We start from the raw sequence: 26684 nt of genomic DNA on the forward strand, positions 1-26684 counted from the left end.
AACCTCCCCGCATTGCAGACTGGCATAAATACCAGTTTACAAATCAGAATGGCTCTACATCGGACATTACAGACACTTTAAGGCAAGTACCTGCGCGCTCGCTGAAAGTGTGTCGTTGTTCCGTTAGTTGCAGCTTCATCTAACCTCATCAGCATTGAAACTTTCGCCCGAATGCCTGGGAACGCCATGAACAATGCGGCACCTGCACCTGAAACGTCAGGCCTGAAGATAGAAACCCGTACCATCCACCCGGTGCCCCTCGACGAGCGTCATGGCAAGGCCTGGCACCTGGGCCCCTTCTGGTTCACCGGCAACTTCGTACTCACCACCATGGTCACCGGCTTCGTCGGGCCCGCCCTGGGTCTGGCCGCCTGGCAGGCGGTGCTGGCGATCCTGCTCGGGGTGGCCCTGGGCACCCTGTGCATGGCCCTGCATGCCAACCAGGGCCCGCGCCTTGGCCTGCCACAGATGATCCAGTCCCGTGCCCAGTTCGGCCTGCGGGGCGCCGTGCTGCCGTTCATGGCGGTGGTGTGCGTGTACATCGGCTTCAACGTGTTCAACGTGATCCTGGCCACCGATGCGCTGACCACTGTGCTGCCGGGCAGCGATGCCTTCTGGTACGCACTGCTGATCGCGGTGGCCGTGGTGATCGCCGTGGTCGGGCACGACCTGCTGCACACCGTGCAGCGCTGGCTCACCTACCTGCTGATCGGCGTGTTCGGCCTGCTCACCCTGGCAGCGCTGCTGTTGCTGGAGGCCGACACCGTTCAGCGCCAGCTGCAGTTTTCCTGGTCGGGCTTTCTCATCCAGCTGTCGGCCGCCGCCGGCTACCAGATCAGCTATTCGGTGTATGTCTCGGACTACTCGCGCTACCTGCCGCCCAGCACCTCGGCGCGCAAGGTGGTGCTGTGGACCTATCTGGGCGCCGCGGGCTCTGCGGTGTGGTTGATGTCGCTGGGCGCGCTGGTAGCCTCGGCAGTGGTGGCGCCCGAAGCCATCAGCAGCCTGCAACACCTGGGCAACCGCTTCCTGCCCGGCTTCGGCACTTTCGCAATCCTGATGGCGGTGCCGGCGCTGGTGGGCATCATGGCCGTCAACTGCTACGGCGCGCTGCTGACCGGCATCAGCGCGATCACCGCGTTTCGCCCGCTGGCGCCGGGGCTGGCCGGGCGTGCCCTGGGCCTGGGCGGCATTGGCGCGGTGGTGTACCTCACCGCCATCGCGTTGCCCGACAGCTACCTCGACAGCTTCAACCTGTTCCTGCAACTGATGCTGTATGTGCTGGTGCCCTGGAGCGCAATCAATCTCACCGACTACTACCTGTTGCGCAAAGGCAACTACGTGATCCCGGCCATGTTCGACCCGGCGGGCGAATACGGCCAGTGGGCCTGGGCCGGCATCCTGGCCTACCTGGGGGGGCTGCTGGCGATGCTGCCCTTCGTGTCGCTGGCCGGCGTGCAAGGGCCGGTGGCGGTGGCGTTGTCCGGCGCCGACCTGGCCTTCGTTCCCGGCTTCATCGTTTCGGCCCTGCTGTACTGGCTCCTGATGCGCCACCTGCGCGGCACCCCGCCGCCCCCGGTCGCCGAGCCCAAGGCGCCGCAGCCATGACCCCATCCCCACAAACCGTGCGTGTCGGGTGCTACCAGTTGGCGCCCACCATTGCCAATCCAAGCTACAACCTCGACCGCACCCGGGTGGCCATCGCCGAGGCCGCCGAGCGCGGCGCGCAACTGCTGGTACTGCCCGAGCTGGCGCAGAGCGGCTACGCGTTCTACGACCGCGAAGAGGCCCACGCGCTGTCCGAGCCCCGTGATGGGCCGACCCTCGAGGCCTGGGCCCGGCAGGCCGCCAAGTACCAGATCATCGTGGTGGGCGGCTTCTGCGAGCGCCTGCCCGACGGCCAGGTGGCCAACAGCTCGGTGCTGATCGAGCCCGACGGCCGACGCACCTTCTACCGCAAGGCCCACCTGTGGGACCGCGAAACGCAGATCTTCACCCCCGGCAGCGAGCCGCCGCCGGTGGTGGACACCCACCTGGGGCGCATCGGCATGATGATCTGCTACGACCTGGAGTTTCCCGAATGGGTGCGCCTGGCGGCGCTGCGCGGTGCCCAGCTGCTGTGCGCACCGGTGAACTGGCCGGACACCTCCCGGCCCGGCTTCCAGCGCCCGGCCGAGATCATCCGGGTTCAGGCCAGCGCCTCGGTGAACCGGCTGTTCGTCATTGCCTGCGACCGCTGTGGCGAGGAGCGCGGGGTTGGCTGGGTGGGCGGCTCGACCCTCACCGATGCCGACGGCTATGTGCTCAAGGGCGGCAAGCGTGTCGGCAAGAAGCAGCTGCTGCTGGCCGACATCAGGCTGGGCCAGGCACTGGACAAGCAGATCAGCGACCACAACCACGTGCTGGCCGACCGGCGCCCTGCGCTGTACCACGAGCTGCTGCGCGACTAGAACTCGATGCGCACGTCACCGCGCGGCACGCTGCAGCACGACAGGATATAACCTTCGGCCTCGTCGTCCTCGGTGATGCCGCCGTTGTGCTCCATGTCCACCTCGCCACCCAGCTTGAGCACCTTGCAGGTGCCGCAGATACCCATGCCGCAGGCCTTGGGGATCATCAGCCCGAGCTTGGCGGCTGCCGCATGCACCGTCTCTCCCGGCGCCACGCGGATGCTCTTGCCGCTGGCGGTGAACTCCACCTGGTGCTGGTCGGCCACGTCCACTTCGGCGGCCTCGGCGGCCTGCTCGGCGTTCTCTACCGCATCGGCCTTGGCCTCGGGCGGCGTGGCGCCGAACGACTCCTCATGGTAGCGCTGCATGTCATAGCCGCTGGCTTCGAGCATGCGCTTGACCGCGTTCATGTAGGGCGTGGGCCCGCAGCAGAAGATCTCGCGTTCCAGGTAATCGGGCGCGATCAGCTCCATCAGCTTCTGGTTCAGGTAGCCGCGATAACCGGCCCATGCCTCGCCCAGGCCATGCTTCTCGCAGATGATGTGCAGGCTGAAGTTGTCGATCCGCGAGGCCATGTGCTCCAGCTCGCGGTGGTAGATGATGTCCTTGGGCGAACGCGCGCTGTGCACGAACACCATGTCGACATTGGCATTGGTGTCATAGAACCAGCGCGCCATGGACATCACCGGGGTGATGCCCACCCCGCCGCTCAGGTACAGCACCCTGGGGCTGGGGAAGTCCATCGCGTTGAACAACCCCACCGGCCCGTGCACGGCCAGCTCCTGGCCTTCATGCAGGGTGTCGTGCAGCCAGTTGGAAACCTTGCCGCCGGGTACGCGCTTGATGGTCACCGAAAAGCTGTAGGGCACCGAGGGCGAGCTGGAGATGGTGTACGAGCGCATGATCGGCTGACCGTCGATTTCCAGCTCCAGGGTCACGAACTGCCCCGGCTTGAAGAAGAACAGGATCGGCTGGTCGGCCATGAAGCAGAAGGTGCGCACATCCCAGGTTTCCTGAATGACCTTGACGCAGCGCACGGTATGCCGGCCGTTGGCCCAGGTCTGAGTGGTCACCGGGTTGAGGAAGTTGTTCGACATGCTCGTCTCCGCGGCCGATCGGGGCCTGTTATGGCGACGATGATGCGCAAGGTGCAGGCGGCGCACATTCCTGTTCGCGACATCGGCGTACTTATCGCGACCAGCCCCCGCCCACAAGGGCTCGCGCGTCGGGAACGGATCTGGCCATGTCGCCCATGGGCATGGTTGCCGGCGCGGGCGAACGCACACTCCATCGCACATCAACCTGCTGTCTGAGCCCTGCGTCGCCACACGAACGATTAGCCACTTTCGCGGCCCGCACGGGCCATGAGGACCTGAACGATGGACGTCACCGCAACCTTGAGCCTGGGCGACCCACTGGACGCTGCACGCAAGGCCACCGCCGACATGCTGCAGACCCGCGAGCGCACCTTCTCGCTGCCGCAACCCTTCTACACCGATGAGCGGTTGTTCCAGATCGACATGCAGGAGATTTTCCACAAGGAATGGCTGATTGCAGGCATGACCTGCGAGATCCCGGCCAAGGGCAACTACCTGACCCTGCAGATCGGCAAGAACCCGATCATCGTGATCCGCGGTGCCGAGGGCAAGGTGCATGCCTTCCACAACGTGTGCCGCCACCGTGGCTCGCGCCTGTGTACCAGCGACAAGGGCAAGGTGGCCAAGCTGGTGTGCCACTACCACCAGTGGACCTACGAGCTGGACGGGCGGCTGCTGTTCGCCGGCACCGAGATGGGCGACGACTTCGACATGCAGCAGTACGGTCTCAAGCCGGTGAACGTGAAGACCGCCGGTGGCTACATCTTCGTCAGCCTGGCCGACAACCCGCCGGCCATCGATGACTTCCTCGCCACCCTGGCCCATTACATGGAGCCCTACGACATGGAGAACACCAAGGTGGCGGTGCAGACCACCCTGATGGAAAAGGCCAACTGGAAGCTGGTGCTGGAGAACAATCGCGAGTGCTACCACTGCAACGCCTCGCACCCGGAGCTGCTCAAGACCCTGCTCGAATGGGACGACGTCACCGACCCGCGCGCCGACCAGGCGTTCAAGGATCACGTGGCGGCCAGCGCTGCGGCGTGGGACGCGGAGAAGATCCCCTATGCGCATGCCAGCTTCGGCCTGCGCAACCGTATCGTGCGCATGCCCCTGCTCAAGGGCACGCTGTCGATGACCCTGGACGGCAAGCTGGGCTGCCAGAAACTGATGGGGCGCATCCAGAACCCCGACCTGGGCTCGATGCGCATCCTGCACCTGCCGCATTCGTGGAACCACTGCATGGGTGATCACATCATCGTGTTCACGGTATGGCCGATCAGTGCCCAGGAGAGCATGGTCACCACCAAGTGGCTGGTGCACAAGGATGCGGTTGAGGGCGTGGACTACGACCCGGCACGCATGCGCCAGGTGTGGGACGCGACCAACGACCAGGACCGGCGCCTGGCCGAAGAGAACCAGCGCGGCATCAACTCGACGGCGTATCAGCCGGGGCCGTATTCGAAAACCTACGAGTTTGGCGTGGTGAATTTCGTGGACTGGTACAGCGAGCGGATGCTGAGCAACCTGGGCGCGGCGCCGGCGCCGTATCTCAAAGGTGTGGCGGCGCAGTAATACTGGGGCCGCTTTGCGGCCCATCGCGGGTCAAGCCCGCTCCCACAAGGGCCGCGTAGATCTTGTGGGAGCGGGCTTGACCCGCGATGAGGCCGGTGCCAACTGTACAAATTTTGAACAACACCCGCAAACCCCAGCCCCTACTGCCCCATACCTACTCCACCAACACTTTATCCACAGCCACACCCACAGCAATTGTGGGCAACCCTTGTGGAAAACTTCCGCCCAGCGCCCTTCAATCCACAGCGTGCAATAGATCAAAAAGTGATCAAACCTCTGTAAGCCTTTGAATACGTGGCTCCCAGCACTGCACGAACACCTTATCCACAAAGCCGCCAACAGACTTTGTGTGCAAGTAGCCCTCTTTGCAAAACCCATGTGGATAAACCGCCGAAACCCCCGATTTTCGCTGCCGCGTGAGTATTTCGCGGTGGATTGACGAGGTTTTGTGCGTTTTTTGATCAAATAGCTGAACACCTTTAACCACGTGGCCTGCAGCCATGTCCGAACAGATTATCCACAGAGCCGCCAACAAGGATTGTGAGCAAAACTGCCGTCTCGCTGGACGACGGGCATGAAAAAACCGCGAAAAATTCGCGGCGTGTATTGATCACTATTTGAACAATAGCCTGCAGGCCACGGTTGACGTGGCCTGCAGCCATAGGCAAACACTTTATCCACAGAACCGCCAACAGACTTTGTGCACAACCCTTCAGCGCAGCACACCCTCCTCCACCAACAGCTTCAGGATCGCCTCGGCGCCTTCGCTCGGGGTCACGCCCTTGAGTACCTGTCCACCGCCGCCACTGGCCTTCGCCGTGGCGGCTTTCATGCGGTCGGCACCGCTCTTGGCCTTGATTACCTTGAGGCGTTTGGGCCGGGGTCTGGCCGGCTGCAATACAGCATCTGTGAATAACTCGTCCTCCACCACCGCCACCTCATGGGCCGCCAACAGCCCGCGTTGCGCCGGCCCATAGGCGCTCTGGCGCGGCACCGGCGCGGCGTTATCCACAGTGGCGAGCATCGGCAGGCGCACGCTCAGGCGGCGCCGCTGCCCCCGTGGCAGGGCCTGCAGCACCTGGGCCACGCCATTGTGGATGGATTCCACCTGCGCCAGCCCCACCACCAGCGGCCAGCCCAGGCGCTCGGCCAGCAGAAACGGCAGCATGCCCGAGCCTTCGCCGGTTTCGGCCTGGCTGCCGCTCAGCACCAACTGTGCCCCCGCCTCGCGCAGGTAGTCGCCGAGCACGCCCAGCACATCGGCGCCTGCGGGCTGCTGCAACACGTCCAGCTGCGCCAGCCCCATGCCCAGGTACGCGCGCAGCGCAGGCTCGTGCGGGTCGCCGGCATGCAGCACCTGCAGGTTATCCCCAGCCAGTTGCAACCCCAGTTCCACGGCCCGCGCATCCTGTTCGGCGCGGCGCATGCGCCCCGAGGTGGGGTGGGCGCCGATCGAGACCAGGCTGATGACCTTGATGTTCATGAATGCCCCCTCAGGCCGCATCGCGCCGGGCGCCGTTGCGATAGTTGTCCACAGCCTCGATCAGCGCCTGCAAAATCGCCGCGCTGTCGCCGATGACCGCCAGGTCGGCACGCTTGATCATGTCGCAGCCGGGGTCCAGGTTGATCGCCACCACCTTGTCGCAGGCACCGATGCCCTGCAGATGCTGGATCGCCCCGGAGATACCCACAGCCACATACACCCGCGCCGTGACCCAGGTACCGGTGGCCCCCACCTGGCGATTGCGCGGCATGAAGCCATCGTCCACCGCCACCCGCGAGGCCCCTTCGGTGGCCCCCAGCGCGGCGGTGGCCCTGTGGAAAAGTGCCCAGTCCTTGACCCCGTTGCCGCCCGACAGGATGAATTCGGCCTCGGCCATGGCGATGGTGGCCGGGTCCACCGGCACCGGGCCGAGGTCTTCGATACGCGCCAGGCTGCGCGCCGCGCCTGTGGACAACTCCACCGGCAGGGCTTCATGGCGGGTTTCGCTGACCGGCTCGGCACATTCGGCCGCCGCCAGGATCAGGCGCGCCAGCCCGCGTACCAGGTCCTGCTGGCCAGCCCCGGCGCGCCCGCTGCACAGCCCGTCCTTGACCTGCCACACCCGCGTGGCCGGGCGCTCGCCCAGCGCCGCGGCAAGGCGCCGGCCCAGCTCGCCGCCACCGCTGCGGCTGTCGGGCAGCAGCCAGTGGCGCGGGTTGAACTGGTTATCCACAGCCCGCAGGCCTTGCACCCGCTGCTCCGGTGCATAACCTGCGAACGCGTCACCGTCGATCTGCAGCAGGCGGTCGACGCCGAACGTGCCGAAGGCGGTTTCCTTGTGCTCGCCAAACACCACTGCCAGCACCGCGCCGTCGCTGCCGGCCAGGCCGTGGGCCAGCCCGAGCACATCCCGGTCGTGGCTGCTCAGGCGCCCGCCGACCATGTCCGGCACCACCACGATGTAGAACGCCGGCAACGGCACCTGATGCAGCGGCACCAGCACCTCGGCGGCGGCGCTGCGCTTGCTCGTAGCGCCCTGGCTGGCGCCGCTGCGATCGATGCGCTTGATCCCATTGGGGCCGATGAAACCCACCGCATGCGGGTTCTTGCGCAGCACGCCATTGGGCCCCATCCACTGCGTCTGTTGGGCCTGCATGGCTGCGTGCAGCGGGTGCAGACGGTTGCGTGCAATCCACTCGGCACGCGGGTCACGCCGGATGATGTCGCTCATGGGTCCACCTGCGCAGGTTCTGGTTGGCTTGCTACCGGCGTGCTGGCAACCGTCGCTTCACGCAGCGCGTCGGCCACCAGCTCGGCCAGGTCCTTGATCTGCGGGCGTGGTTCGACCACGCCTTCGAGCATCGCGGTGCACTGCGGGCAGCCCACGGCCACCACCTCGGCGGCGGTCTCGCGGATGTCCTGCATGCGCATGTCGGGAATGCGCTGCTTGCCCGGAATGTCGGTGATCGGCGCTCCGCCACCGCCGCCGCAGCAACGCGAGCGAAAGCCGGAGCGCGCCATCTCGCGCACCTCGATGCCCAGCGCGCGCAGCACCTGGCGCGGCGCCTCGTACTCGCCGTTGTAGCGGCCCAGGTAGCACGGGTCGTGATAGGTCACGCTGGCGCCCTTGTGCGGCGCCAGGTCGAGGCGGCCGGCGGCGATCAACTCGGCGATGAAGCTGCTGTGATGCTGCACCTGGTAGTGCCCGCCCAGCGCGCCGTATTCGTTCTTCAGTACATGGAAGCTGTGCGGGTCGCAGGTGACGATGCGTGTGAAGCGGTACTGTGCCAGGGTCCGGATATTGCGCCGGGCCAGTTGCTGGAAGGTGGCCTCGTCGCCCAGCCGGCGGGCCACGTCGCCGCTGTCGCGTTCCTCCAGGCCGAGCACGGCAAAGCCTACATTGGCCGCCCTGAGCACCTTGACGAAGGCGCGCAGGGTGCGCTGGTTGCGCATGTCGAAGGCGCCGTCACCCACCCACAACAGCACGTCGGTGCCGTGCACCTCGCCCAGCACCTCGAGGTCGAGGTCGGCGGCCCAGTTCATGCGCCCGCCCGGGGCGAAGCCGCCGGGGTTGTCGGTGGCGATCAGGTTGTCCAGCACCTCGGCGCCCTTGTTCGGCGTGGCGCCTTTTTCCAGGGTCAGGTGGCGACGCATGTCGACGATCGCATCCACGTGCTCGATCATCATCGGGCACTCTTCCACGCACGCCCGACAGGTGGTGCACGACCACAGCGTGTCGGCATCCACCAGGCCGTCGACGATCGGCTGGTGCGGGTTGCCGCCGTGTTCGCCGAGCGGTTTGCCGGGGTACGGGCTGCCGGCAAACTTCGCATCGGTGCCACCCGCCAGACCCACCACCATGTCCTGGATGAGTTTTTTCGGGTTCAGAGGCTGGCCGGCGGCGAACGCCGGGCACGCGGCCTCGCATTTGCCGCATTGCACGCAGGCGTCGAAGCCAAGCAACTGGTTCCAGGTGAAGTCCCTGGGTTTTTCCACACCCAGCGGTGCGCTCGGGTCTTGCAGATCCAGCGGCTTGAGCCCGGTGGAGCGTCCGCCGCCGAAGCGTTCGGCGCGCCGGTGCCAGGCCAGGTGCAGGGCACCGGCGAAGGCGTGCTTCATCGGCCCGCCCCAGGTCATGCCGAAGAACAGCTCGCTCACACCCCACAGCACGCCCAGCCCGAGCAAGGCCACCAGCACCCAGCCACCGGTACCTTCGGGCAGGATGCCGGCTACCGGCAGGGTGGCGATGAAGAAGCTGGCGGAAAACACCAGCAGGCTTTTCGGCAGGCGCATCCAGGGGCCTCTGGACAGGCGCGCGGGCGGGTTCAGCCGGCGCCTGTAGACGAACAGCGCACCGCCGAACATCAAGGCGGTGGCCACCAGCAGGGCGTAGCCGAGGAGGCGGTTGTGCAGGCCGAAACCGTGCACCAGGATCGCCAGTACGGCGGCCAGCACGAAGCCGCCGGCGGTGGCGACGTGGGTGTTGGCCATGTACCTGTCGCGGGCGACCACGTGGTGCAGGTCGACCATGTACCGGCGTGGCATGGCCAGCAGGCCCTTGAGCAGCTCGACCCGCGATGGCCGGCCTTGGCGCCACATCCGCACGCGCCGCAGCGCGCCGAGCACGGCCAGGCCGAGGGCGGCGAACAGCAGCAGGGGTAGCAGGGTGTTCAACATGGGAAGCTCCCACACTCGATATGATCGGTTGCACACACTGTGGGAGCGGGCTTGACCCGCGATGGCGGCACGCCTGACACACCGCAGTGCTTGCATCGCGGGTCAAGCCCGCTCCCACAGAAAGCCCGAGCGACCGGGACAATCGGTTCACAGAGCGATCAGAAATCCTTGCACAGGCGCAAGGCGTCGTAGATCGCCGCATGGGTGTTGCGCTGCGCCACGCAATCGCCGATCCGGTACAGCAGGTACCCCTCCCCCGGCTGGCTCAATATCGGCTGCGGCTCAATCGCGAACAGCGCCTCCACATCGATCTGGCCCTTGTTGCGCGAGCCCTCCTTGAGTGCGTAGTACAGGGTCTCGTCGGGGCGCACACCGTTCTCGATCACCACCTGGTCGACCACCCGCTCCTCCCGTGCCCCGGTGTATTCGTTCTCCAGCACTGCCACCAACTTGTCGCCCTCGCGGTAGACCTTCTCCAGCATCAGGTCGCCGGTCATGATCACTTCCTTGGGGTACATGCTGCGGTAGTAGGTGGGGAACGAGGTGCCGCCAATCGCCACCCCCGGCTTGATGTCGTCGGTGACGATCTCCACCTGGCTGCCCTTGTCGGCCAGAAAATCCGCCACCGACATGCCGGTGAATTCGCAGATGGTGTCGTACACCAGCGCGGTCTTGCCCGGCGCCACCGTGCCGTCGAGCACGTCCCAGCTGCTGACCACCAGGCCCTCGGCCGCGCCCCAGTGCTCGTTCTGCTCGATGAACGGGTGCCCGCCCACCGCCAGCACCACCACGTCGGGGCGCAGGTCCATGAGGGTGTCGACGTCCGCCGCCGTACCCAGGCGCAGGTCGACCTTCAGCCGCGCCAGCTCCAGTTGGTACCAGCGCGTGATGCCGGCGATCTGGTCGCGTTGCGGAGCCTTGGCGGCGATGCTGATCTGCCCGCCGATCGCCTCCTTCTTCTCGAACAGGGTCACGTCATGCCCGCGCTCGGCCGCCACCCGCGCCGCCTCCATGCCGGCCGGGCCGGCACCGACCACCACCACCTTGCGTCTGGGGCCGGTGGATTTCTCGATGATGTGCGGCACGCCCATGTATTCCCGCGAAGTGGCGGCGTTCTGGATGCACAGCACGTCCAGGCCCTGGTACTGGCGGTCGATGCAGTAGTTGGCGCCCACGCACTGCTTGATCTGGTCGATCTGGCCCATCTTGATCTTGGCGATCAGGTGCGGGTCGGCGATGTGCGCGCGGGTCATGCCGACCATGTCCACGTAGCCGCCCTCCAGAATGCGCGTGGCCTGGTTGGGGTCCTTGATGTTCTGCGCGTGCATCACCGGCACGCTCACCACCTCCTTGATGCCCGCCGCCAGGTGCAGGAACGGCTCGGGCGGGAAGCTCATGTTGGGGATCACGTTGGCCAGGGTGTTGTGGGTGTCGCAGCCCGAGCCGATCACGCCGAAGAAGTCCAGCATGCCGGTGGCGTCGTAGTACCTGGCGATTTCCTTCATGTCCTCGTGGCTGAGGCCATCGGGGTGGAACTCGTCGCCGCAGATGCGCATGCCCACGCAGAAGTCGGGGCCGACTTCCTCGCGCACCGCCTTGAGCACTTCCAGGCCGAAGCGCATGCGGTTCTCGAAGCTGCCGCCCCATTCATCGGTGCGCTTGTTGACCCGCGGGCTCCAGAACTGGTCGATCATGTGCTGGTGCACTGCCGACAGTTCCACCCCGTCCAGCCCGCCTTCCTTGGCGCGGCGCGCGGCCTGCGCGTAGTTGCCGATCACGCGCCAGATCTCCTCCGGCTCGATGGTCTTGCAGGTGGCGCGGTGCACCGGTTCGCGGATGCCCGAGGGCGACATCAGGGTCGGCCAGTGATAGCCGTCCCAGCGCGAGCGCCGGCCCATGTGGGTAATCTGGATCATGATCTTGGCGCCGTGCTTGTGCATGGCGTCGGCCAGGTTCTTGAAGTGCGGGATGATGCGGTCGGTGGCCAGGTTGACCGAGGCCCACCACTGCTGCGGGCTGTCGATGGCCACTACCGACGAACCACCGCAGATGGCCAGGCCGATACCGCCTTTGGCCTTCTCTTCGTAGTACTTCACGTAGCGCTCGGTGGTCATGCCGCCGTCGGTGGCGTACACCTCGGCGTGTGCGGTGCTCAGTACCCGGTTGCGGATGGTCAGCTTGCCGATCTGCAGCGGCTGGAACATTGCTTCGAAAGCCATGGCGGGTTCCTCGACTTACAGGGGCTTGACGATGAACAGGCCGTCGTCGTGGCCGTGTTCCGAACCGCCGTAGACCTGCTCGGCGACCGTGCGAAGGGGGCTGCCGCGGGCCGCCAGGATCTGGTCCATGGCGCCGGCGAACCAGCCGGTGAACATGTAGTCGACCTTGCGCCCGACCTTGCCGTACACATAGACGAAGGCCGAGTGTTCGAGCCTGACGCTGGCGGTACCCCTGTCGAGGTCGATGTCCTGGATCGTGAACAGCCCCCAGCCGCGTTGCGACAGGCGCTTCATGTAGTGCTCGAACACCGCCACGCCTTGCAGGCCGTGGCATTCGGCCTCCTTCTCGCACCAGTGCCAGGCCGACTTGTAGCCGGCCTTGTACAGAATCTCGGCGTAGGCGTCGGCGCCCAGCACCTCTTCGATGCCCATGTGGTTGTTGACGAAGAAATGCCGCGGCACGTACAGCATCGGCAGCGCGTCGCTGGTCCACACACCGGTTTCGCTGTCGACTTCGATGGGCAATTGCGGGGCGATCTTGGCCATGGAAACTGAACTCCATAAAAGAAAAAGGATGCGGCTGGGTGAGGCGTGGGGTTACTCGCCCCAGACGTCTTTCAGGACATTGACCCAGTTCTCGCCCATGATCTTGCGCACCACCCGCTCGGGGTGGCCGCGCTTGAGCAGGGTTTCGGTGAGGTTGGGAAATTCGCCCACGGTGCGGATGCCCAACGGGTTGATGATCTTGCCGAAGCTGGTGAGGCGGCGCGCATAGCCCTTGTCGTGGGTCAGGTACTCGAAGAAGTCCTGGCCGTGGCCCTGGGTGAAGTCGGTGCCGATGCCGATGGCGTCTTCACCCACCAGGTTCATGGTGTATTCGATGGCCTCGGCGTAGTCGTCGATGGTCGCGTCGATACCCTTGGCCAGAAACGGCGCGAACATGGTCACGCCGACAAAGCCGCCATGGTCGGCGATGAACTTCAACTCGGCATCGGACTTGTTGCGCGGGTGCTCCTTGAGCCCGGAGGGCAGGCAGTGGGAATAGCACACCGGTTTTTTCGATTCGAGGATGACTTCCTCGCTGGTTCGGGAGCCGACGTGGGACAGGTCGCACATGACCCCCACGCGGTTCATCTCGGCGACGATTTCGCGACCGAAGCCGGACAACCCGCCGTCGCGCTCATAGCAGCCGGTACCCACCAGGTTCTGGGTGTTGTAGCACATCTGCACGATGCCCACACCCAGCTGCTTGAAGATCTCCACGTAGCCGAGCTGGTCCTCGAAGGCATGGGCGTTCTGGAAGCCGAAGAGGATGCCGGTCTTGCCCTGCTCCTTGGCCTTGCGGATGTCGGCGGTAGTGCGTACCGGCAGTACCAGGTCGCTGTTTTCGCGAATCAGCTTCTGGCTGGCGACGATGCTGTTGATGGTGGCCTGAAAGCCCTCCCACACCGAGACAGTGCAGTTGGCGGCAGTGAGGCCGCCCTTGCGCATGTCCTCGAACAGCTCGCGGTTCCACTTGGCGATGATCAGCCCGTCGATAACGATGCTGTCTGCGTGCAATTCGGCCGGGCTCATCAGGCTGTCCCCTTGTATGACGTTGCGGCGCCGAATCGTCTGCCGGCGCTTTGGGGCCAGCATATGCCTAGGCGTCAGGTCGCCAGGATGCAAAAACGACAGGGGAATTGCCGAAAACGTCAAGGTGCGACAAAGGCCGGCATGGCCATTGGCCGTTGGCCGCTTTCGCGACGCGCAAGAATCGGCTCAAATAGCGGTTTGCCCGACGCCCGCCCGGCGTCGTGTTCAGACAAGGAATGCCAGACCATGCTGACGTCGATCGAACAGGACGGCCACGTCCTTCACCTGCGCACGCGGGAAAGCTTCAACCTGTTCGACATTGATTCGGTGTCGCTGATCATCGGGCCCAACGGGTCGGGCAAGAGCCGCTTTCTGCAGCGCACGGTAGAGCAGTTCGCCAGCCGCAGGCTGCCGGATTTCGGCAGTGACTGCCAACTGGTGTTCAACTATGTCGATCAGCGCAAGCCTCAGGACTGGGGCGTTGTGTATTACACGCCGGTGCAGAACCGGATCGCCTTTCGCGCGCAGAAGCACTTTGTCGATGCATCACAGCGTCGGGAGCAGGATCTGCTTCAACTGTATGAACACCGCGAAATCATCGAGAGCTTCGGGCTTAAGATAAACCTGCTGGTCAAATTGCGTGCAGATGAAAAAAAGGTCGGTGATTTTCTGGCCTTGGCACTGGTGGAGGATGAAAAGGGCCGCTATGCCAGCAAGCGCCACCAGCCGCAGCTGCGATCGATACGCGATCTGAAGGCGCGCCTGGAGCGGTTTTCCGACTTCAACGGCGATCAGCGCGAGCTGACGTACCTGCAGAATCAGTACAAGCGTGAACTTAGCCTTCTGAGTGGCTATGTGCTGGACGACCTGCGCACGAGGGAGCCTGCGGCATCAAACGTCCTGACGGCACTCTGCGCCACGTTCCACCACATGCAAAAACAGAACTACGACATCCTGAGCTACATCGCGCTGATCGACGAACACTTGCCCTCAAGCTACTTCCAGCACATTGACCCTGGCACCTTGCAACAAAAGAAACACGTGGGAAGCCGCCGCCTGTTCAGGTACATCCTCGAACGCCTGGACAACTTCGCATTCGAAAAAGGCCCACGTGGCGTGTACCAGTACGCCTTGACCAATGAGCAGGAGCGCCTGCATTTTGCCTCGGATCGGGAAGGACCGTTCGAAATGGTCCTGCCTGGCATGAGCTCCGGCCAATGGGCGATCTTCAACCAGATCATTTCCCTGTACGAAGCGATCAAGCGCCTGGCCGCGCCGCCAGCCGGCAACCGCGCCTCCCCGCGCGAGCCGATCACCAAACTGCTGGTGCTGATCGATGAAGGCGACGCCTTTTTGCACCTTGCGTGGCAACGCAAGTACATCTGGCAAATGAACAAATTTCTCAGCGAGTGCAAGCACACCTTCGGACTGACCCTCCTGCAATTGATCATCGCCTCCCATTCCCCGCTGCTGGCTTCCGATGTGCCCGGCGAATTTGTGTGCCAGTTGAACCTGGAGGACCACGCGCAAAACAAAGGCCGGGCCGCGAGCAACGATGACTTCATCGAGCCCGACACCACCTCGCCCTCCTTTGCCGCACCGCTGCACGCCATCCTCAACCGCTCCTTCGGCGCTGTCACTATCGGCGAATTCGCCGTGCGCCGGATCAATGCCGCGATTGCCGCGCTGAAAGCCGGCACATATGGCCCTCAGGAGAAGTACCTGATATCGGTGGTGGACGACCCGATCATCCAGCGCGAACTGCAGCGCCTGGTGCCGCACACAGAGCACCAAAGCCAATGATCATTTCCATGCCCGACAACTGGCGTGCGGCAAGGCCGCGGCATACGCAGTACCTGCAGGAACGGATTACGGCGTTCGTCAACAACGATCGTCCCAAGGCAAAGAACTGGTACAGCCGCACCTTTGTGGCTGATGTCGAAAAGGCCATCCTCTCGGACAGCCGCGCGCAAATGGAATGGTCCATTCATGAGTTGCTGGACTGTCGGCAGTTCATGACGGATGAGGTCTACGCCGATCTGCTCAGCGACCTCACGCGCGTGTTCAATTACGACACGTTCAGTGCCAAACCCCGAAAGCCCATGCCTGACCACTGGGACGCCTACGCCTTGTGTGCCAGCTCGCAACTCGCCACCTGCCCGTACTGCAACTACAACTATGCGCACACCCTGTTCAGGGACGGCAAGGGGGCGATGCGTCCAACGCTCGACCACTTTTATCCCAAGGCGCTTTACCCGCACCTGGGCCTGACCCTCGCCAATCTCATCCCCAGTTGCTACGCGTGCAACTCGTCGCTCAAAGGCGAAGCGGACTTCTTCCTCCACAAGCACTTGCACCCTTATTTCGACCAGGAGTCCGTCAACTTCGAGTGCTACCACCCGGAACACGACTTTGTTTCGGTGCTCATGGCGTTTGATGCCATCCAGGGCTCGCTGTGCGTAGAACTGCAGCCCCGTGCCGATTGTGACCTGACCCGCAACAGCGTCTCGCTGTTTGCCCTGCGCCAGCGTTATGCCCGGTTCAGCAAGGAAGGCATCAATTTCATCGCCGCCCAATTCGCTATCGAGGCCCTGTTGAGCAACCTGAACACGGCCAGCCGCTGGGACCCGGGCGAATACCTGGACCTGGAGCAGGTAACGCTGCGTACCCGCCTGTTGCGTTTCGAGCGCTCGGAGTACAGGGAGTACCCCTTGGGCAAGATGTACGCCGATCTTTTCGACCAGTTTCATCGAGGCTGGGAGGACCTGAATGAAACCGCTTAGCGTCGGGCGACGGGTCTCTGTCATTTAGCCTGGCACTGAGCGAGAATCGACCCCCACCTTCCACACACCGGTTGCGAGGATGTCGCTGATGAAATCGATGGTATGGCTGCTGCTGGCGCCGTTGGCCTTTGCCGTGCACGCCGAGGAAAGTGACGCTCCCACCCCGTGCGACAACGTCGAGACGGCCCAGCAGAACTACGCCTGCGCCGCCTACAGCCGTACGGTTGCCGAACGCGAGCTGAACGCCGCCTTCGGCGATCTGCTAGAACGCATCAAGGAACAGTATGCCGGCCAGGGTGCGAAGATCACCGAACTGAGCAACCGCCTGAACGCCGCCCAGAACCTGTGGAAGCAAGTACGCGACGCCGACTGCAAGGTCGAGACCTTCGACAGCACACCGGGCAAGGAGTACGACGCCGCACTGAACACCTGCCTGGCGCAACGCAGCGACGACCGCTCCGAATACCTGCAGTCCCTTGGCCTGCAAAACTCCGATTGAGGCACCCCATGAAAATCTGCGGCATCGAAATCAAGGGCAGCGAAGCCCTGCTGGCCGTGGCCAGCCTGGACGCCGGCCAGCCCGTGCACGTTGGCGTGGCCACCAAGAAGATCGGCCTGGAGGATGACGAGGATGCCGCCCAGGTAAAGGCATTCGCCGCACAGGTCAGAGCCTTTGTCAGCGAGCATGGCATCGGGCAATTGGCGATCAAGAAGCGCAGCAAGAAGGGCGACTTTGCCGGCGGCCCGACCACCTTCAAGATCGAGGGCGTGCTGCAGTTGCTGGACAACTGCACGGTGGAGCTGGTGTCGCCACAGACCGTCAGCGCCCAGGCCAAGAAGCACAATCTCGAGCTGCCGGGAACGCTGAACAAGTATCAGCATGAGGCCTACAAGAGCGCCTGTGCGGCGCTGCTCAAGCGCGGCTGAGGGCGCCTGCGCACGTCACTGATCTAGCCAAAAACGACCTGTTCATAGGTATGCCGGCCATGCCCCTTGTCGCCACCGCGCAGCGCTCCCAGAATCGGGGCACCCTTCGCCTCGAACAAGGACAACCGCCATGATGCACGCCGATTTGATCGATCAGGACGACCTGCTGGGCCAACTGCGCGCCCTGGGCTTCGAGATGCCTGCCGGCGCTAGCGCCGAGCAGGCCTGCGAATGTGCGGTACGCGGCTTGAGCGCGGAACGCGCCCGGGCCCTGCGCGGCCTGGTGGAGCAGTTGTACACCGGCAGCGCGACGATACTGCCGGCGGTGCGCCAGGCGATCGACAAGCAGTTGCTGCCGGCGCTGGCGAACCACAAAAGCCTTCACGGTTGACCCCATCGCGGGTCAAGCCCGCTCCCACAGGCGCTTCACTGCCCTTCAGAGCAGCGATGTACCGGTGGGAGCGGGCTTGACCTGCGATGCGGTCGGCCTGGTCTACAGCCTCACACTGGCAAACGTCGACTCATTGCGCGCCTGACTCAGCGCCGACATCGGCCCGGCCAGCGGCGACAGCACCAGCGCCTGCGGCAGCGGCATCATCGCCACCTGCTGGGCCGTGTTCGAGCCTACCCGCTCATCACGCGGCGGTATCCCGAAGTACTCCCGGTAGCACTTGGAAAAGTGCGGCGTGGACACGAACCCGCACACCGATGCCACCTCGATGATCGACATCGGCGTCTGCTTGAGCAGCTGCCGCGCACGAATCAGCCGCAGCTTCAGGTAATAGCGCGACGGCGAACAATGCAGGTACTTCTGGAACAACCGCTCCAGCTGGCGCCGCGACACCGCCACGTACACCGCCAGTTCGTCCAGGTCGATCGGCTCTTCGAGGTTGGCCTCCATCAGCGCCACGATTTCCTGCAGCTTGGGCTGGTTGGTACCGAGCATGTGCTTGAGCGGCACGCGCTGGTGGTCCTGCTCGTTGCGGATACGCTCGTACACGAACATCTCCGAGATCGCCGCCGACAGCTCGCGGCCATGATCGCGACTGATCAGGTGCAGCATCATGTCCAGCGGCGCGGTGCCGCCCGAGCTGGTGAAGCGGTTGCGGTCCAGGGTAAACAGGCGCGTGCTCATGCTCACCCGCGGGAAGGCCTCCTGCATCGCGGCCAGGCACTCCCAGTGCACGCTGCAATCGAAGCCATCGAGCAGCCCCGCACAGGCCAGCGCCCAGCTGCCGGTACACACCGCCCCCAGCCGACGCGACTGGCGGGCCTGGCTCTGCAGCCAGGTCACGTGTTCACGGGTCACGGTGCGCTGGATGCCGATGCCGCCACACACGATCACGGTGTCCATCGCCGGCGCCGCGTGCATCGCCGAATCAGGAGTGATCTGCAGGCCGTCGCTGGCCCACACCTGACCGCCATCCACGCTCAGGGTGCTCCAGCGATACAGCTCGCGACCCGACAACTGGTTGGCCATGCGCAGCGGCTCGACCGCGGAGGCCAGGGAGATCAGCGTGAAGTTGTCCAGCAGCAGGAAACCGATGGATTGGGGGGTGCGGTTCTGGTTTGGGGTTGCGGAGTTGTACGACGTCATCGCGATCTCTCCTCACACAATGCAGGGTGTGCCTCAGGCTCGGGCTTTTTGTCATGGCCCCGGTTCGATTGCAGGGGCTTTGCCAAACCCAACGCAAATGCCATGCCCAAACTTGAATACGCATTCAACAACACCTGAAAACGACATCGCGATGTGTCTAGTTCGCCCACGCCCGCAGGGTCGCTTTTAAACGCAAAAGGCCGGGCCAAAGCCTGTCTGTAGTCCCGTTGTGAAATTGGGTAGCACTTGTGGGAAGGATGCCCAGAAACGACAACGCGCGGTGTCACCGCGCGTGCTGGAAGGGGTGGTTTGGCCAGTGAATCGCCATCGGCCGGGGCGCGCCAAAACGCAGCGCTCGCTCAAAGCGATGGGCCAAAACGGCGCAGCCACGCCTCAGCATTCGATGGCGTTCACCGCCAGCCCGCCGCGAGAGGTTTCCTTGTACTTGTCGTGCATGTCGGCGCCGGTGTCGCGCATGGTGCGGATCACCCGGTCGAGGGAGATGAAGTGCTCGCCGTCACCGCGCAAGGCCATCTGCGCGGCGTTGATCGCCTTGACCGCGGCAATCGCGTTGCGCTCGATGCACGGCACCTGCACCAGCCCGCCGACCGGATCGCAGGTCAGCCCCAGGTTGTGTTCTAGGCCGATCTCGGCGGCGTTCTCCAGTTGCGCCGGGGTGGCCCCGAGCACTTCGGCCAGGCCCGCCGCCGCCATTGCGCAGGCCGAGCCGACCTCGCCCTGGCAGCCGACTTCGGCGCCGGAGATCGACGCGTTCTTCTTGCACAGGATGCCCACCGCCGCCGCGCCCAGAAAGAAGTCCACCACGCTGGCTTCGCTGACCTCGTCGCTGAAGCGCATGTAGTAGTGCAGCACCGCCGGGATGATGACTGCCGCGCCGTTGGTGGGGGCGGTGACCATGCGCCCGCCTGCGGCGTTTTCCTCGTTGACCGCCAGCGCATACAGGTTGACCCACTCCATGGCACTGAGGGTGGAGCCGATCACGTTGGGCTTGCCCAGTTCCTGCAGGCTGCGGTGCAGGCGTGCCGCGCGGCGGCGCACATTGAGCCCGCCCGGCAGGATGCCCTCGTGGCGCAGGCCGTTTTCGACACAGGCCTGCATGGCCCGCCACAGGGTCATGAGCCCGGCACGGATTTCAGCCTCGCTGCGCCACACCTTTTCGTTCTCCAGCATCAGTTGCGACACGCGCAGGTCGTGCTGCCGGCACAAATCCAGCAGTTCCACGGCACTGTTGAAGTCGTAGGGCAGCACGGTGGTGTCGGCGTCCAGCACACCGCTGGCCGCCTGCGCCGCGTCCACCACGAAGCCGCCGCCCACCGAGTAGTAGGTATCGCGGTGCAGCTCGCCCTGCTCGCCCTCGGCGATCAGGGTCAGGGCATTGGGGTGGTACGGCAGGTTCTCGTCCAGCAGGCGCATGTCGCGGGCCCAGACGAAGCCGACCGGCCAGCGTCCGTCCAGCAGCAGGCTGTCGGTTTCGCGCAGCGTGGCGATGCGCGGGGCGATCTGCGCCGGGTCGATGGCGTCCGGCCATTCGCCCATCAGGCCCATGATCACCGCGTTGTCACTGCCGTGACCGATGCCGGTGGCCGACAGCGAGCCGTACAGGCGCACCTCGATACGCCGCACCCGGGCCAGCAGGTTGCGCTCGCGCAGCCCCTGCACGAACAGCGCTGCGGCGCGCATCGGGCCGACGGTGTGCGAGCTTGAAGGGCCGACACCGATCTTGAACAGGTCGAACACACTGATGGCCATGCCGCGTACCTCTGGCTGCTACGCTGAAAAGGCGGCAATCCGCCGGTTTCGCGCATCATCAGGCTTTTGTCAGCGACCACGACGTCTGCAACCGACGCGCTCTTGTCCAGCAGCGCCGCCCGTTGCCAGGGCAGGACCTGCGCCGTTTTTTTGCGGTGCACATGCGCCAGAACCGCGTTTTTCGAGGCCGACGACACTGTAAGCGACCTCATTGGCACTGGATGCGACCCTGCCTGTACTGGATACGACGCACCCGGTAGGCGTTTGATTTTCGCTGTTAGATGATCGGTACCGACTCGATTGCACGGCCCCTGTCCCGTGGGACATCCGAAAAAAACCAGGAGTCCACCATGAAAGGTTCACCCCCGCTGTTGCTGGCCGCGCTGCTGAGCCTGCCGGCGCTGGCCCAGGCCGTGGAGCCCGAGCAGTGCCACACCGTCAACTTCTCCGACGTCGGCTGGACCGACATCACCGTGACCACTGCAGTCACCAGTGCGGTGCTCCAAGCGCTTGGCTACAAGACCCGCACCACCATGATCTCGGTACCGGTGACCTACAAGTCGCTGGCCGACGGCAAGAACATGGACGTGTTCCTCGGCAACTGGATGCCGACCATGGAAAACGACATCAAGCCTTACCGCGATGCCGGCACCGTCGAGACCGTGCGTGCCAACCTGGAGAATGCCAAGTACACCCTGGCCGTGCCCCAGGCGCTGTATGACAAGGGCCTGAAGAACTTCGCCGACATCGCGAAATTCAAGAAGGAGCTGGACGGCAAGATCTACGGCATCGAGCCTGGCAACGACGGCAACCGCACCATCCAGAGCATGATCGACAAGAATGCCTTCGGCTTGAAGGACGCCGGCTTCAAGGTGGTGGAGTCGAGCGAGGCCGGCATGCTCGCGCAAGTCGACCGTGCCCAGCGCCGTGGCACCGACGTGGTGTTCCTCGGCTGGGAACCGCACCCGATGAACACGCGCTTCAAGATGAAATACCTCGAAGGCGGCGACGACTTCTTCGGCCCCGACTACGGCAAGGCCACCGTGCTCACCAACACGCGCAAGGGCTACAGCCAGGAGTGCAGCAACGTCGGCCAGTTGCTCAAGAACCTCTCCTTCACCCTGGACATGGAAAGCACCCTGATGGGCAAGGTGCTCGACGACAAGGTCAAGCCCGACGCCGCCGCCAAGGCCTGGCTCAAGCAGAACCCGCAGGTGCTCGACACCTGGCTGGCCGGCGTGACCACCGTGGATGGCAAACCGGGCCTGGAGGCGGCCAAGGCCAAGCTGACGCAGTAAGCACGCCCCGCGCCGGGGGGCGATTGCCCGGCGCGGGTTGTTTCCAATCCCTTGCAGGTGGACGCTCGCTATCATGCTGATCGATCAAAAAATACCCCTTGGCCAGCACATCGCGGCCTTCGTCGAGTGGTTGACGCAACACGGCGCCAACTACTTCGACGCCTTCGCCGAGGCGCTGGAGTTCATGATTCACGGGGTGACCGGGGCGCTGACCTGGTTCAACCCATTCGTCCTGATTGCCCTGGTGGCCCTGATCGCTCACCTGATCCAGCGCAAATGGGCGCTCACCGTATTCTGCGCGCTGTCGTTCCTGCTGATTCTCAACCTCGGCTACTGGCAGGAAACCATGGAAACCCTGGCCCAGGTGCTGTTCGCCACCTTCGTGTGCGTGGCCATCGGCGTGCCGCTGGGCATCCTGGCGGCACACAAGCCGATGTTCTACACCGCCATGCGCCCGGTACTCGACCTGATGCAGACGGTGCCCACGTTCGTGTACCTGATCCCGACCCTGACCCTGTTCGGCCTGGGCGTGGTGCCGGGGCTGATCTCGACGGTGGTGTTCGCGATTGCCGCGCCCATCCGCCTGACCTACCTGGGCATCCGCGACGTGCCGCAGGAACTGCTGGATGCCGGCAAGGCGTTCGGCTGCTCGCGGCGCCAGCTGCTCTCGCGCATCGAACTGCCGCATGCCATGCCCAGCATCGCGGCGGGGGTCACCCAGTGCATCATGCTGTCGCTGTCGATGGTGGTGATCGCCGCGCTGGTGGGCGCCGATGGTCTGGGCAAACCGGTGGTCAACGCACTCAACACCGCCGATATCGCGCTGGGCTTCGAGGCGGGGCTGGCGATCGTGCTGCTGGCGATCATGCTCGACCGTATCTGCAAGCAACCGGACGCACCGGCAAGGAGTGAAGCATGAGCATCATTCGCTTCGAAGAGGTCGACGTGATCTTCTCGCGCCACCCGCGTGAGGCGCTCAGCCTGCTGGACCAGGGCCTCACGCGTGAACAGATCCTGAAGAAGACCGGCCTGGTGGTCGGCGTCGAGAAAGCCAGCCTGGACATCAACAAGGGCGAGATCTGCGTGCTGATGGGCCTGTCGGGTTCAGGCAAGTCGAGCCTGCTGCGCTGCATCAACGGCCTGAACACGGTGAGCCGCGGCAAGCTGTTCGTCGAGCATGAAGGCGCACAGATCGACATTGCCCACTGCACCCCGGCCGAGCTGAAGATGATGCGCACCCAGCGTATCGCCATGGTGTTCCAGAAGTTCGCCCTGATGCCCTGGCTGACGGTACGCGAGAACATCAGTTTCGGCCTGGAGATGCAGGGCCGGCCCGAGAAGGAGCGGCGCAAGCTGGTGGACGAGAAGCTCGAGCTGGTGGGCCTGACCCAGTGGCGCAACAAGAAGCCCGACGAGCTGTCGGGCGGCATGCAGCAGCGCGTGGGCCTGGCCCGGGCGCTGGCGATGGACGCCGACATCCTGCTGATGGACGAACCGTTCTCGGCGCTCGACCCGCTGATCCGCCAGGGCCTGCAGGACGAGCTGCTTGAGCTGCAACGCAAGCTGGCCAAGACCATCGTGTTCGTCAGCCATGACCTGGACGAGGCCCTAAAGCTCGGCAGCCGCATCGCGATCATGAAGGACGGGCGCATCATCCAGTACAGCAAGCCCGAGGAGATCGTGCTCAACCCGGCGGACGAGTATGTGCGTACCTTCGTCGCGCATACCAACCCGCTCAACGTGCTGTGCGGGCGCAGCCTGATGCGCACGCTGGACAAGTGCAAGCGCATCAACGGTTCGGTATGCCTGGACCCGGGTGGTGATTCTTGGCTGGACCTGGCCGAGGGCAACACCATCAGGGGCGCGCGCCAGGGCGTCAACGGCATGGCCTTGCAGAACTGGGCGCCCGGCGAGGCGGTGGAGGGGCTGGAGCGCAAGCCGACGCTGGTGAATGCCAATATCGGTATGCGCGAGGCGTTGCAGATTCGTTATCAGACGGGGAACAAGCTGGTGTTGCAGGAAGGGAATCAGGTGGTGGGGATATTGGGCGACAGCGAGCTGTATCACGCGTTGTTGGGCAAGAATCTGGGGTGAAGCCACGCTCGTCGTTTTCGTAAGGGGGACTGGCATACTCGCGCAACAGGTTGTCCAGCAACTTGTTGCGCCGAGGCGCATAAACGGAGCATCTTAGAAAAGCCAGCCCACCAAAAACAGCAGCAACTAAACAAATTCATTATTTCTTTGCACAAGAAAAGCCACCGACCGTAGATAAGCACCAGAAATTTTCTTTGCCCGATCCACCCTGACTAAAACTCCAAATTACTTAACGACTTTTTAAACTTACGACAACCTCAGCACGCCTTCAACAATGTCGTCAAACTGACTATCGGCTCTACATCCAGTCCGTTTCCAACGGGTTCATTCTTAAAAAATACAGCTTGACCTTTCCATTCTAATACGGGACAGGCAGGACGAATATGAACTGGCCGGTGATAATATAGATTATTATATGTATGACAAAGAGCAGCTCACGGTCTAGTTTCAAAATCAAATCAGTACCCACACCCTTGAATTCTCCCACTACAGAAATATATTCTAGCCCCTCAAAAAAACGCCTATCATCGCCATTGGAAAAAATTCGGGAATTTCAATTTTAATTTTCATATAGTTCGGGGACTTTACTTGTGTAAATATAAACTTCACCCCGACCCATGCCCACGCTTGATACTTCCAGGAAGAGTTGGTACGAGGCCATGATCAGGAGGGTGCATCTAGGTCATTCTGCCTATGAAATCAAGAGAAGCGTAGAAAGTCAACCAACTTACAAAGTGCACCTATCCGAGCCACTTTTGAGATTGAATGCAGTTCCTCAGCAGAATAAAAATTCATTGTAGCCCGCACCATTCCCGTCGATACATCAGAGAAGCGATCAGCCGAACAAAAATCGCTTTCGAGGGCGCCAACTCTGTACCCACCCCGTTTACTCTTCCGACTAAATCTCAGTACTTTGCCACCCTGTAAAATAACAGCTCCATCCTTTAGGTCCTTATCAAAGAAATAGATCTCAAAATCATTACCCCACCTTAACCTCCTATAATACTTGAGTAGCGGCACCAGCCTTATACCAACAGCTTCGAATCCAACACCTAGCCTTTCATCGCAAAAAAAATAATTTTTTACATTAACATCAACCCATTTATTACCATAATTTACAGAATACCACCTTTCATAAAAATGAAAGTCTGAAACAGACCCTACCAGATCATAGTCGCCCATCACAACATCACTCACCCCCCATCCTTTGAGCCCAAAAACTTCGGGAGAATCATCCACCGCGTGATTTAAAAACAAATCAAACAACTTAATCAAATTAATCTTCAACATAATAAATTCACCTTACCTAACCACCGGATTGGTACCTTGTTTATGATATCTAGTCAAAATATCTCTAACCTGCACAAACTCGGGCGACTCGCATTCCCATGGGACGCAATGATACTAGGCCTCGACATATGACAGAGGAGGCATCTAAAATGGTGATCATAAAAGGCTATACTACGTCCATCCTGAGGGCGTAGTCTGCCGCCAAAGAACATTAAATATGTATTGCTGCCCGCCTCAATACATGGCGGGCCACGTCAGAAGCGGCAATGCTTCGCCTACCTCTTACTACATATAAAATCAACAAATCTTAAAAAAGCCACAGGAGCACCTTTAACGTTTTCTCGCCGCCCATCACAGTCAACCCTGTATAAACTCATACTTCTTTTAACTGTATCAACCACGAACCCTGGAAGTTTACCCGACTCATCAAGCCCGCTTTCGATTGCGCTAACAACATATGCGCCTTTTTTTCTCCAGCTTCCAAAAAAAACAACTATCTTTTCCTCAATTATTACTGCACCATCTTCATAACCTTCCCAAAAATAGAACGCTAACGGTCCTGACTCACCTCTTGGCAAAGCACGGTAAGACCAGTACGCCTTTAAAAGCGTAGCCAATCGTACTTTAGGGCCTACTCCTATACCACTACCTACTTTCTCATCTGCAAAAAAATACAGCTTATGCAGCAAGCCCACACTACGCTTTTGGTATGGGACAAAAATTTCTTTTTCATAAGCATGAAACTCCAACTTATCACCTGACACTTCATACCCAGCGTCTTCCAAAACTTCAACGCGAAGAGCAGGTAAATGTAGCGACTCTACCCCATCAAAATTCAGCCTATCCAAAAACGTATAAAATATCTCAAAAAAAGAAGTATTAATCATGTTTTTCATTTGACCTTACCTACTACAGGATTGGTACCTGAAATTTGGTGGTTTTTCAGGATGGCCTCAACTTTTTCAAACTCTGGCACTCGATTTGATTTTGGATTTGCATCAATCCCTGCTCGTGCAGATTTACTTAACCTAGCAAGATTTTTCGAGTCATCGAGATAATCAATAACGCACTCGCAAACCTTTTTCCATTGAGAAGCGCTTAATTTGCGCATGGCGGGATCAGCAGGTTCTAAAACTATTTTAGTCCCAGTGGTATCTGGCTTTAATGCGACATGTCCATGAGAACCAGGCCTTTCGACATTTACATGAACTGCTCGATTCATGACATCAGGTCCGACTGTGCTTCCTTTAACCGGATACCCAGCCAGCCCCAGCGGATCCACCCACCCAACCGGATTCGGCGCATACGCATACAGATTCAACCCACCCGCATAACTGATCGGGTCTTTA

General features: G+C 62.3%; 23 protein-coding genes. 11 read left to right on the plus strand and 12 right to left on the minus strand.

Annotation, left to right across the window (positions count from 1 at the left end; genetic code table 11):
* Positions 1 to 186 precede the first annotated feature (186 nt).
* The gene (locus DN387_RS18775; protein ID WP_082405773.1) at positions 187 to 1608 is read left to right on the plus strand and encodes a cytosine permease; all 1422 of its coding nucleotides are present in this window, start codon (positions 187 to 189) and stop codon (positions 1606 to 1608) included.
* Positions 1605 to 2450, plus strand: coding sequence for a nitrilase-related carbon-nitrogen hydrolase (locus DN387_RS18780; protein ID WP_054916004.1), 846 nt, complete (start codon positions 1605 to 1607; stop codon positions 2448 to 2450). Before DN387_RS18775 ends, DN387_RS18780 begins: the two co-directional genes overlap by 4 nt.
* Here DN387_RS18780 and gbcB read toward each other — a convergent pair.
* Positions 2447 to 3547 carry a glycine-betaine demethylase subunit GbcB gene (gene gbcB / locus DN387_RS18785; RefSeq protein ID WP_043863626.1) on the minus strand — a complete coding sequence of 367 codons (1101 nt, stop codon included), beginning with the start codon at positions 3545 to 3547 and terminating at the stop codon, positions 2447 to 2449. The two genes, DN387_RS18780 and gbcB, sit on opposite strands and share 4 nt — an antisense overlap.
* A gap of 282 nt (positions 3548 to 3829) precedes the next feature.
* Here gbcB and gbcA point away from each other — a divergent pair, with 282 nt between their 5' ends.
* On the plus strand, positions 3830 to 5122 hold the full coding sequence (gene gbcA, locus DN387_RS18790) for a glycine-betaine demethylase subunit GbcA (protein ID WP_043863625.1): 1293 nt from the start codon (positions 3830 to 3832) through the stop codon (positions 5120 to 5122).
* A gap of 712 nt (positions 5123 to 5834) precedes the next feature.
* Here gbcA and DN387_RS18795 read toward each other — a convergent pair.
* The 6 genes from DN387_RS18795 to DN387_RS18820 form a co-directional block, all read right to left on the minus strand.
* Positions 5835 to 6605, minus strand: a complete 771-nt coding sequence (locus tag DN387_RS18795; protein WP_054916005.1) for an electron transfer flavoprotein subunit beta — start codon at positions 6603 to 6605, stop codon at positions 5835 to 5837.
* 10 nt (positions 6606 to 6615) lie between these two features.
* Positions 6616 to 7836: an electron transfer flavoprotein subunit alpha/FixB family protein gene (locus tag DN387_RS18800; protein ID WP_054916006.1), complete on the minus strand. Its 1221-nt coding sequence runs from the start codon at positions 7834 to 7836 to the stop codon at positions 6616 to 6618.
* The gene (gene dgcB, locus DN387_RS18805; RefSeq protein WP_043860356.1) at positions 7833 to 9782 is read right to left on the minus strand and encodes a dimethylglycine demethylation protein DgcB; all 1950 of its coding nucleotides are present in this window, start codon (positions 9780 to 9782) and stop codon (positions 7833 to 7835) included. The genes DN387_RS18800 and dgcB overlap by 4 nt, the downstream gene beginning before the upstream one ends.
* A 158-nt stretch (positions 9783 to 9940) precedes the next feature.
* Positions 9941 to 12001 (minus strand): dimethylglycine demethylation protein DgcA, encoded by a 2061-nt coding sequence (gene dgcA, locus DN387_RS18810; protein ID WP_054916692.1) that lies wholly within the window; start codon positions 11999 to 12001, stop codon positions 9941 to 9943.
* Between the two features lie 15 nt (positions 12002 to 12016).
* Positions 12017 to 12547, minus strand: a complete 531-nt coding sequence (locus DN387_RS18815; RefSeq protein ID WP_054916693.1) for a 4-vinyl reductase — start codon at positions 12545 to 12547, stop codon at positions 12017 to 12019.
* A 51-nt stretch (positions 12548 to 12598) separates the two neighbouring features.
* The gene (locus DN387_RS18820) at positions 12599 to 13576 is read right to left on the minus strand and encodes a dipeptidase (RefSeq protein WP_043860376.1); all 978 of its coding nucleotides are present in this window, start codon (positions 13574 to 13576) and stop codon (positions 12599 to 12601) included.
* A gap of 246 nt (positions 13577 to 13822) precedes the next feature.
* Here DN387_RS18820 and DN387_RS18825 point away from each other — a divergent pair, with 246 nt between their 5' ends.
* From DN387_RS18825 to DN387_RS18845, 5 genes are all read left to right on the plus strand, one after another.
* The gene (locus DN387_RS18825) at positions 13823 to 15379 is read left to right on the plus strand and encodes an AAA family ATPase (RefSeq protein ID WP_054916694.1); all 1557 of its coding nucleotides are present in this window, start codon (positions 13823 to 13825) and stop codon (positions 15377 to 15379) included.
* An 8-nt stretch (positions 15380 to 15387) separates the two neighbouring features.
* Positions 15388 to 16359, plus strand: a complete 972-nt coding sequence (locus DN387_RS18830; protein WP_156326267.1) for a hypothetical protein — start codon at positions 15388 to 15390, stop codon at positions 16357 to 16359.
* A gap of 88 nt (positions 16360 to 16447) precedes the next feature.
* Entirely contained in the window at positions 16448 to 16858 is a 411-nt protein-coding gene (locus DN387_RS18835) for a lysozyme inhibitor LprI family protein (protein WP_054916696.1), read from the plus strand.
* Positions 16859 to 16866: 8 nt separating this feature from the next.
* Positions 16867 to 17286, plus strand: a complete 420-nt coding sequence (locus DN387_RS18840; RefSeq protein ID WP_043860360.1) for a DUF3010 family protein — start codon at positions 16867 to 16869, stop codon at positions 17284 to 17286.
* A 130-nt stretch (positions 17287 to 17416) separates the two neighbouring features.
* A complete protein-coding gene (locus DN387_RS18845) occupies positions 17417 to 17677 on the plus strand; it encodes a hypothetical protein (RefSeq protein WP_043860361.1) in 261 nt (86 codons plus the stop codon).
* Positions 17678 to 17779: 102 nt separating this feature from the next.
* Here DN387_RS18845 and DN387_RS18850 read toward each other — a convergent pair whose 3' ends face one another.
* Positions 17780 to 18883: a GlxA family transcriptional regulator gene (locus DN387_RS18850; RefSeq protein WP_043860362.1), complete on the minus strand. Its 1104-nt coding sequence runs from the start codon at positions 18881 to 18883 to the stop codon at positions 17780 to 17782.
* Positions 18884 to 19276: 393 nt separating this feature from the next.
* Positions 19277 to 20653, minus strand: a complete 1377-nt coding sequence (locus tag DN387_RS18855) for an L-serine ammonia-lyase (protein WP_254506161.1) — start codon at positions 20651 to 20653, stop codon at positions 19277 to 19279.
* 350 nt (positions 20654 to 21003) lie between these two features.
* Between DN387_RS18855 and DN387_RS18860 the strand changes: the two genes are divergently transcribed.
* From DN387_RS18860 to choV, 3 genes are all read left to right on the plus strand, one after another.
* Positions 21004 to 21951, plus strand: coding sequence for a choline ABC transporter substrate-binding protein (locus tag DN387_RS18860; protein WP_043860364.1), 948 nt, complete (start codon positions 21004 to 21006; stop codon positions 21949 to 21951).
* Between the two features lie 70 nt (positions 21952 to 22021).
* Positions 22022 to 22870, plus strand: coding sequence for a choline ABC transporter permease subunit (gene choW / locus DN387_RS18865; RefSeq protein ID WP_173925098.1), 849 nt, complete (start codon positions 22022 to 22024; stop codon positions 22868 to 22870).
* Complete coding sequence (choV, locus tag DN387_RS18870) at positions 22867 to 24045, plus strand: choline ABC transporter ATP-binding protein (protein ID WP_043860366.1); 1179 nt, start codon at positions 22867 to 22869, stop codon at positions 24043 to 24045. The genes choW and choV overlap by 4 nt, the downstream gene beginning before the upstream one ends.
* 699 nt (positions 24046 to 24744) lie before the next feature.
* Here the strand turns inward: choV and DN387_RS18875 are convergent.
* The 3 genes from DN387_RS18875 to DN387_RS18885 all read right to left on the minus strand — a co-directional run.
* Positions 24745 to 25335 (minus strand): hypothetical protein, encoded by a 591-nt coding sequence (locus DN387_RS18875; RefSeq protein ID WP_156326268.1) that lies wholly within the window; start codon positions 25333 to 25335, stop codon positions 24745 to 24747.
* Positions 25336 to 25610: 275 nt separating this feature from the next.
* Positions 25611 to 26231, minus strand: a complete 621-nt coding sequence (locus tag DN387_RS18880; protein ID WP_156326269.1) for a hypothetical protein — start codon at positions 26229 to 26231, stop codon at positions 25611 to 25613.
* Positions 26228 to 26684: hypothetical protein (locus DN387_RS18885; RefSeq protein ID WP_254506163.1), on the minus strand; the 457-nt coding region annotated here is incomplete at its 5' end. The genes DN387_RS18885 and DN387_RS18880, both read right to left, overlap by 4 nt.

Origin of the sequence: Pseudomonas sp. FBF18, assembly GCF_024261405.1 — a bacterium.
GTDB lineage: Bacteria > Pseudomonadota > Gammaproteobacteria > Pseudomonadales > Pseudomonadaceae > Aquipseudomonas > Aquipseudomonas palmensis.

What these genes read in the sequence shown, in the direction of transcription:
- DN387_RS18830 (WP_156326267.1), top strand. Translation starts at nt 15,388, where the DNA reads ATGCCCGACAACTGGCGTGCGGCAAGGCCGCGGCATACGCAGTACCTG.
- DN387_RS18815 (WP_054916693.1), bottom strand. Translation starts at nt 12,547, where the DNA reads ATGGCCAAGATCGCCCCGCAATTGCCCATCGAAGTCGACAGCGAAACC.
- DN387_RS18880 (WP_156326269.1), bottom strand. Translation starts at nt 26,231, where the DNA reads ATGAAAAACATGATTAATACTTCTTTTTTTGAGATATTTTATACGTTT.
- DN387_RS18845 (WP_043860361.1), top strand. Translation starts at nt 17,417, where the DNA reads ATGATGCACGCCGATTTGATCGATCAGGACGACCTGCTGGGCCAACTG.
- choV (WP_043860366.1), top strand. Translation starts at nt 22,867, where the DNA reads ATGAGCATCATTCGCTTCGAAGAGGTCGACGTGATCTTCTCGCGCCAC.
- gbcB (WP_043863626.1), bottom strand. Translation starts at nt 3,547, where the DNA reads ATGTCGAACAACTTCCTCAACCCGGTGACCACTCAGACCTGGGCCAAC.
- DN387_RS18850 (WP_043860362.1), bottom strand. Translation starts at nt 18,883, where the DNA reads ATGACGTCGTACAACTCCGCAACCCCAAACCAGAACCGCACCCCCCAA.
- DN387_RS18800 (WP_054916006.1), bottom strand. Translation starts at nt 7,836, where the DNA reads ATGAGCGACATCATCCGGCGTGACCCGCGTGCCGAGTGGATTGCACGC.
- DN387_RS18780 (WP_054916004.1), top strand. Translation starts at nt 1,605, where the DNA reads ATGACCCCATCCCCACAAACCGTGCGTGTCGGGTGCTACCAGTTGGCG.
- DN387_RS18860 (WP_043860364.1), top strand. Translation starts at nt 21,004, where the DNA reads ATGAAAGGTTCACCCCCGCTGTTGCTGGCCGCGCTGCTGAGCCTGCCG.
- DN387_RS18840 (WP_043860360.1), top strand. Translation starts at nt 16,867, where the DNA reads ATGAAAATCTGCGGCATCGAAATCAAGGGCAGCGAAGCCCTGCTGGCC.
- DN387_RS18825 (WP_054916694.1), top strand. Translation starts at nt 13,823, where the DNA reads ATGCTGACGTCGATCGAACAGGACGGCCACGTCCTTCACCTGCGCACG.
- DN387_RS18835 (WP_054916696.1), top strand. Translation starts at nt 16,448, where the DNA reads ATGAAATCGATGGTATGGCTGCTGCTGGCGCCGTTGGCCTTTGCCGTG.
- DN387_RS18820 (WP_043860376.1), bottom strand. Translation starts at nt 13,576, where the DNA reads ATGAGCCCGGCCGAATTGCACGCAGACAGCATCGTTATCGACGGGCTG.
- dgcB (WP_043860356.1), bottom strand. Translation starts at nt 9,782, where the DNA reads ATGTTGAACACCCTGCTACCCCTGCTGCTGTTCGCCGCCCTCGGCCTG.
- DN387_RS18855 (WP_254506161.1), bottom strand. Translation starts at nt 20,653, where the DNA reads ATGGCCATCAGTGTGTTCGACCTGTTCAAGATCGGTGTCGGCCCTTCA.
- DN387_RS18875 (WP_156326268.1), bottom strand. Translation starts at nt 25,335, where the DNA reads ATGTTGAAGATTAATTTGATTAAGTTGTTTGATTTGTTTTTAAATCAC.
- dgcA (WP_054916692.1), bottom strand. Translation starts at nt 12,001, where the DNA reads ATGGCTTTCGAAGCAATGTTCCAGCCGCTGCAGATCGGCAAGCTGACC.
- DN387_RS18775 (WP_082405773.1), top strand. Translation starts at nt 187, where the DNA reads ATGAACAATGCGGCACCTGCACCTGAAACGTCAGGCCTGAAGATAGAA.
- DN387_RS18795 (WP_054916005.1), bottom strand. Translation starts at nt 6,605, where the DNA reads ATGAACATCAAGGTCATCAGCCTGGTCTCGATCGGCGCCCACCCCACC.
- gbcA (WP_043863625.1), top strand. Translation starts at nt 3,830, where the DNA reads ATGGACGTCACCGCAACCTTGAGCCTGGGCGACCCACTGGACGCTGCA.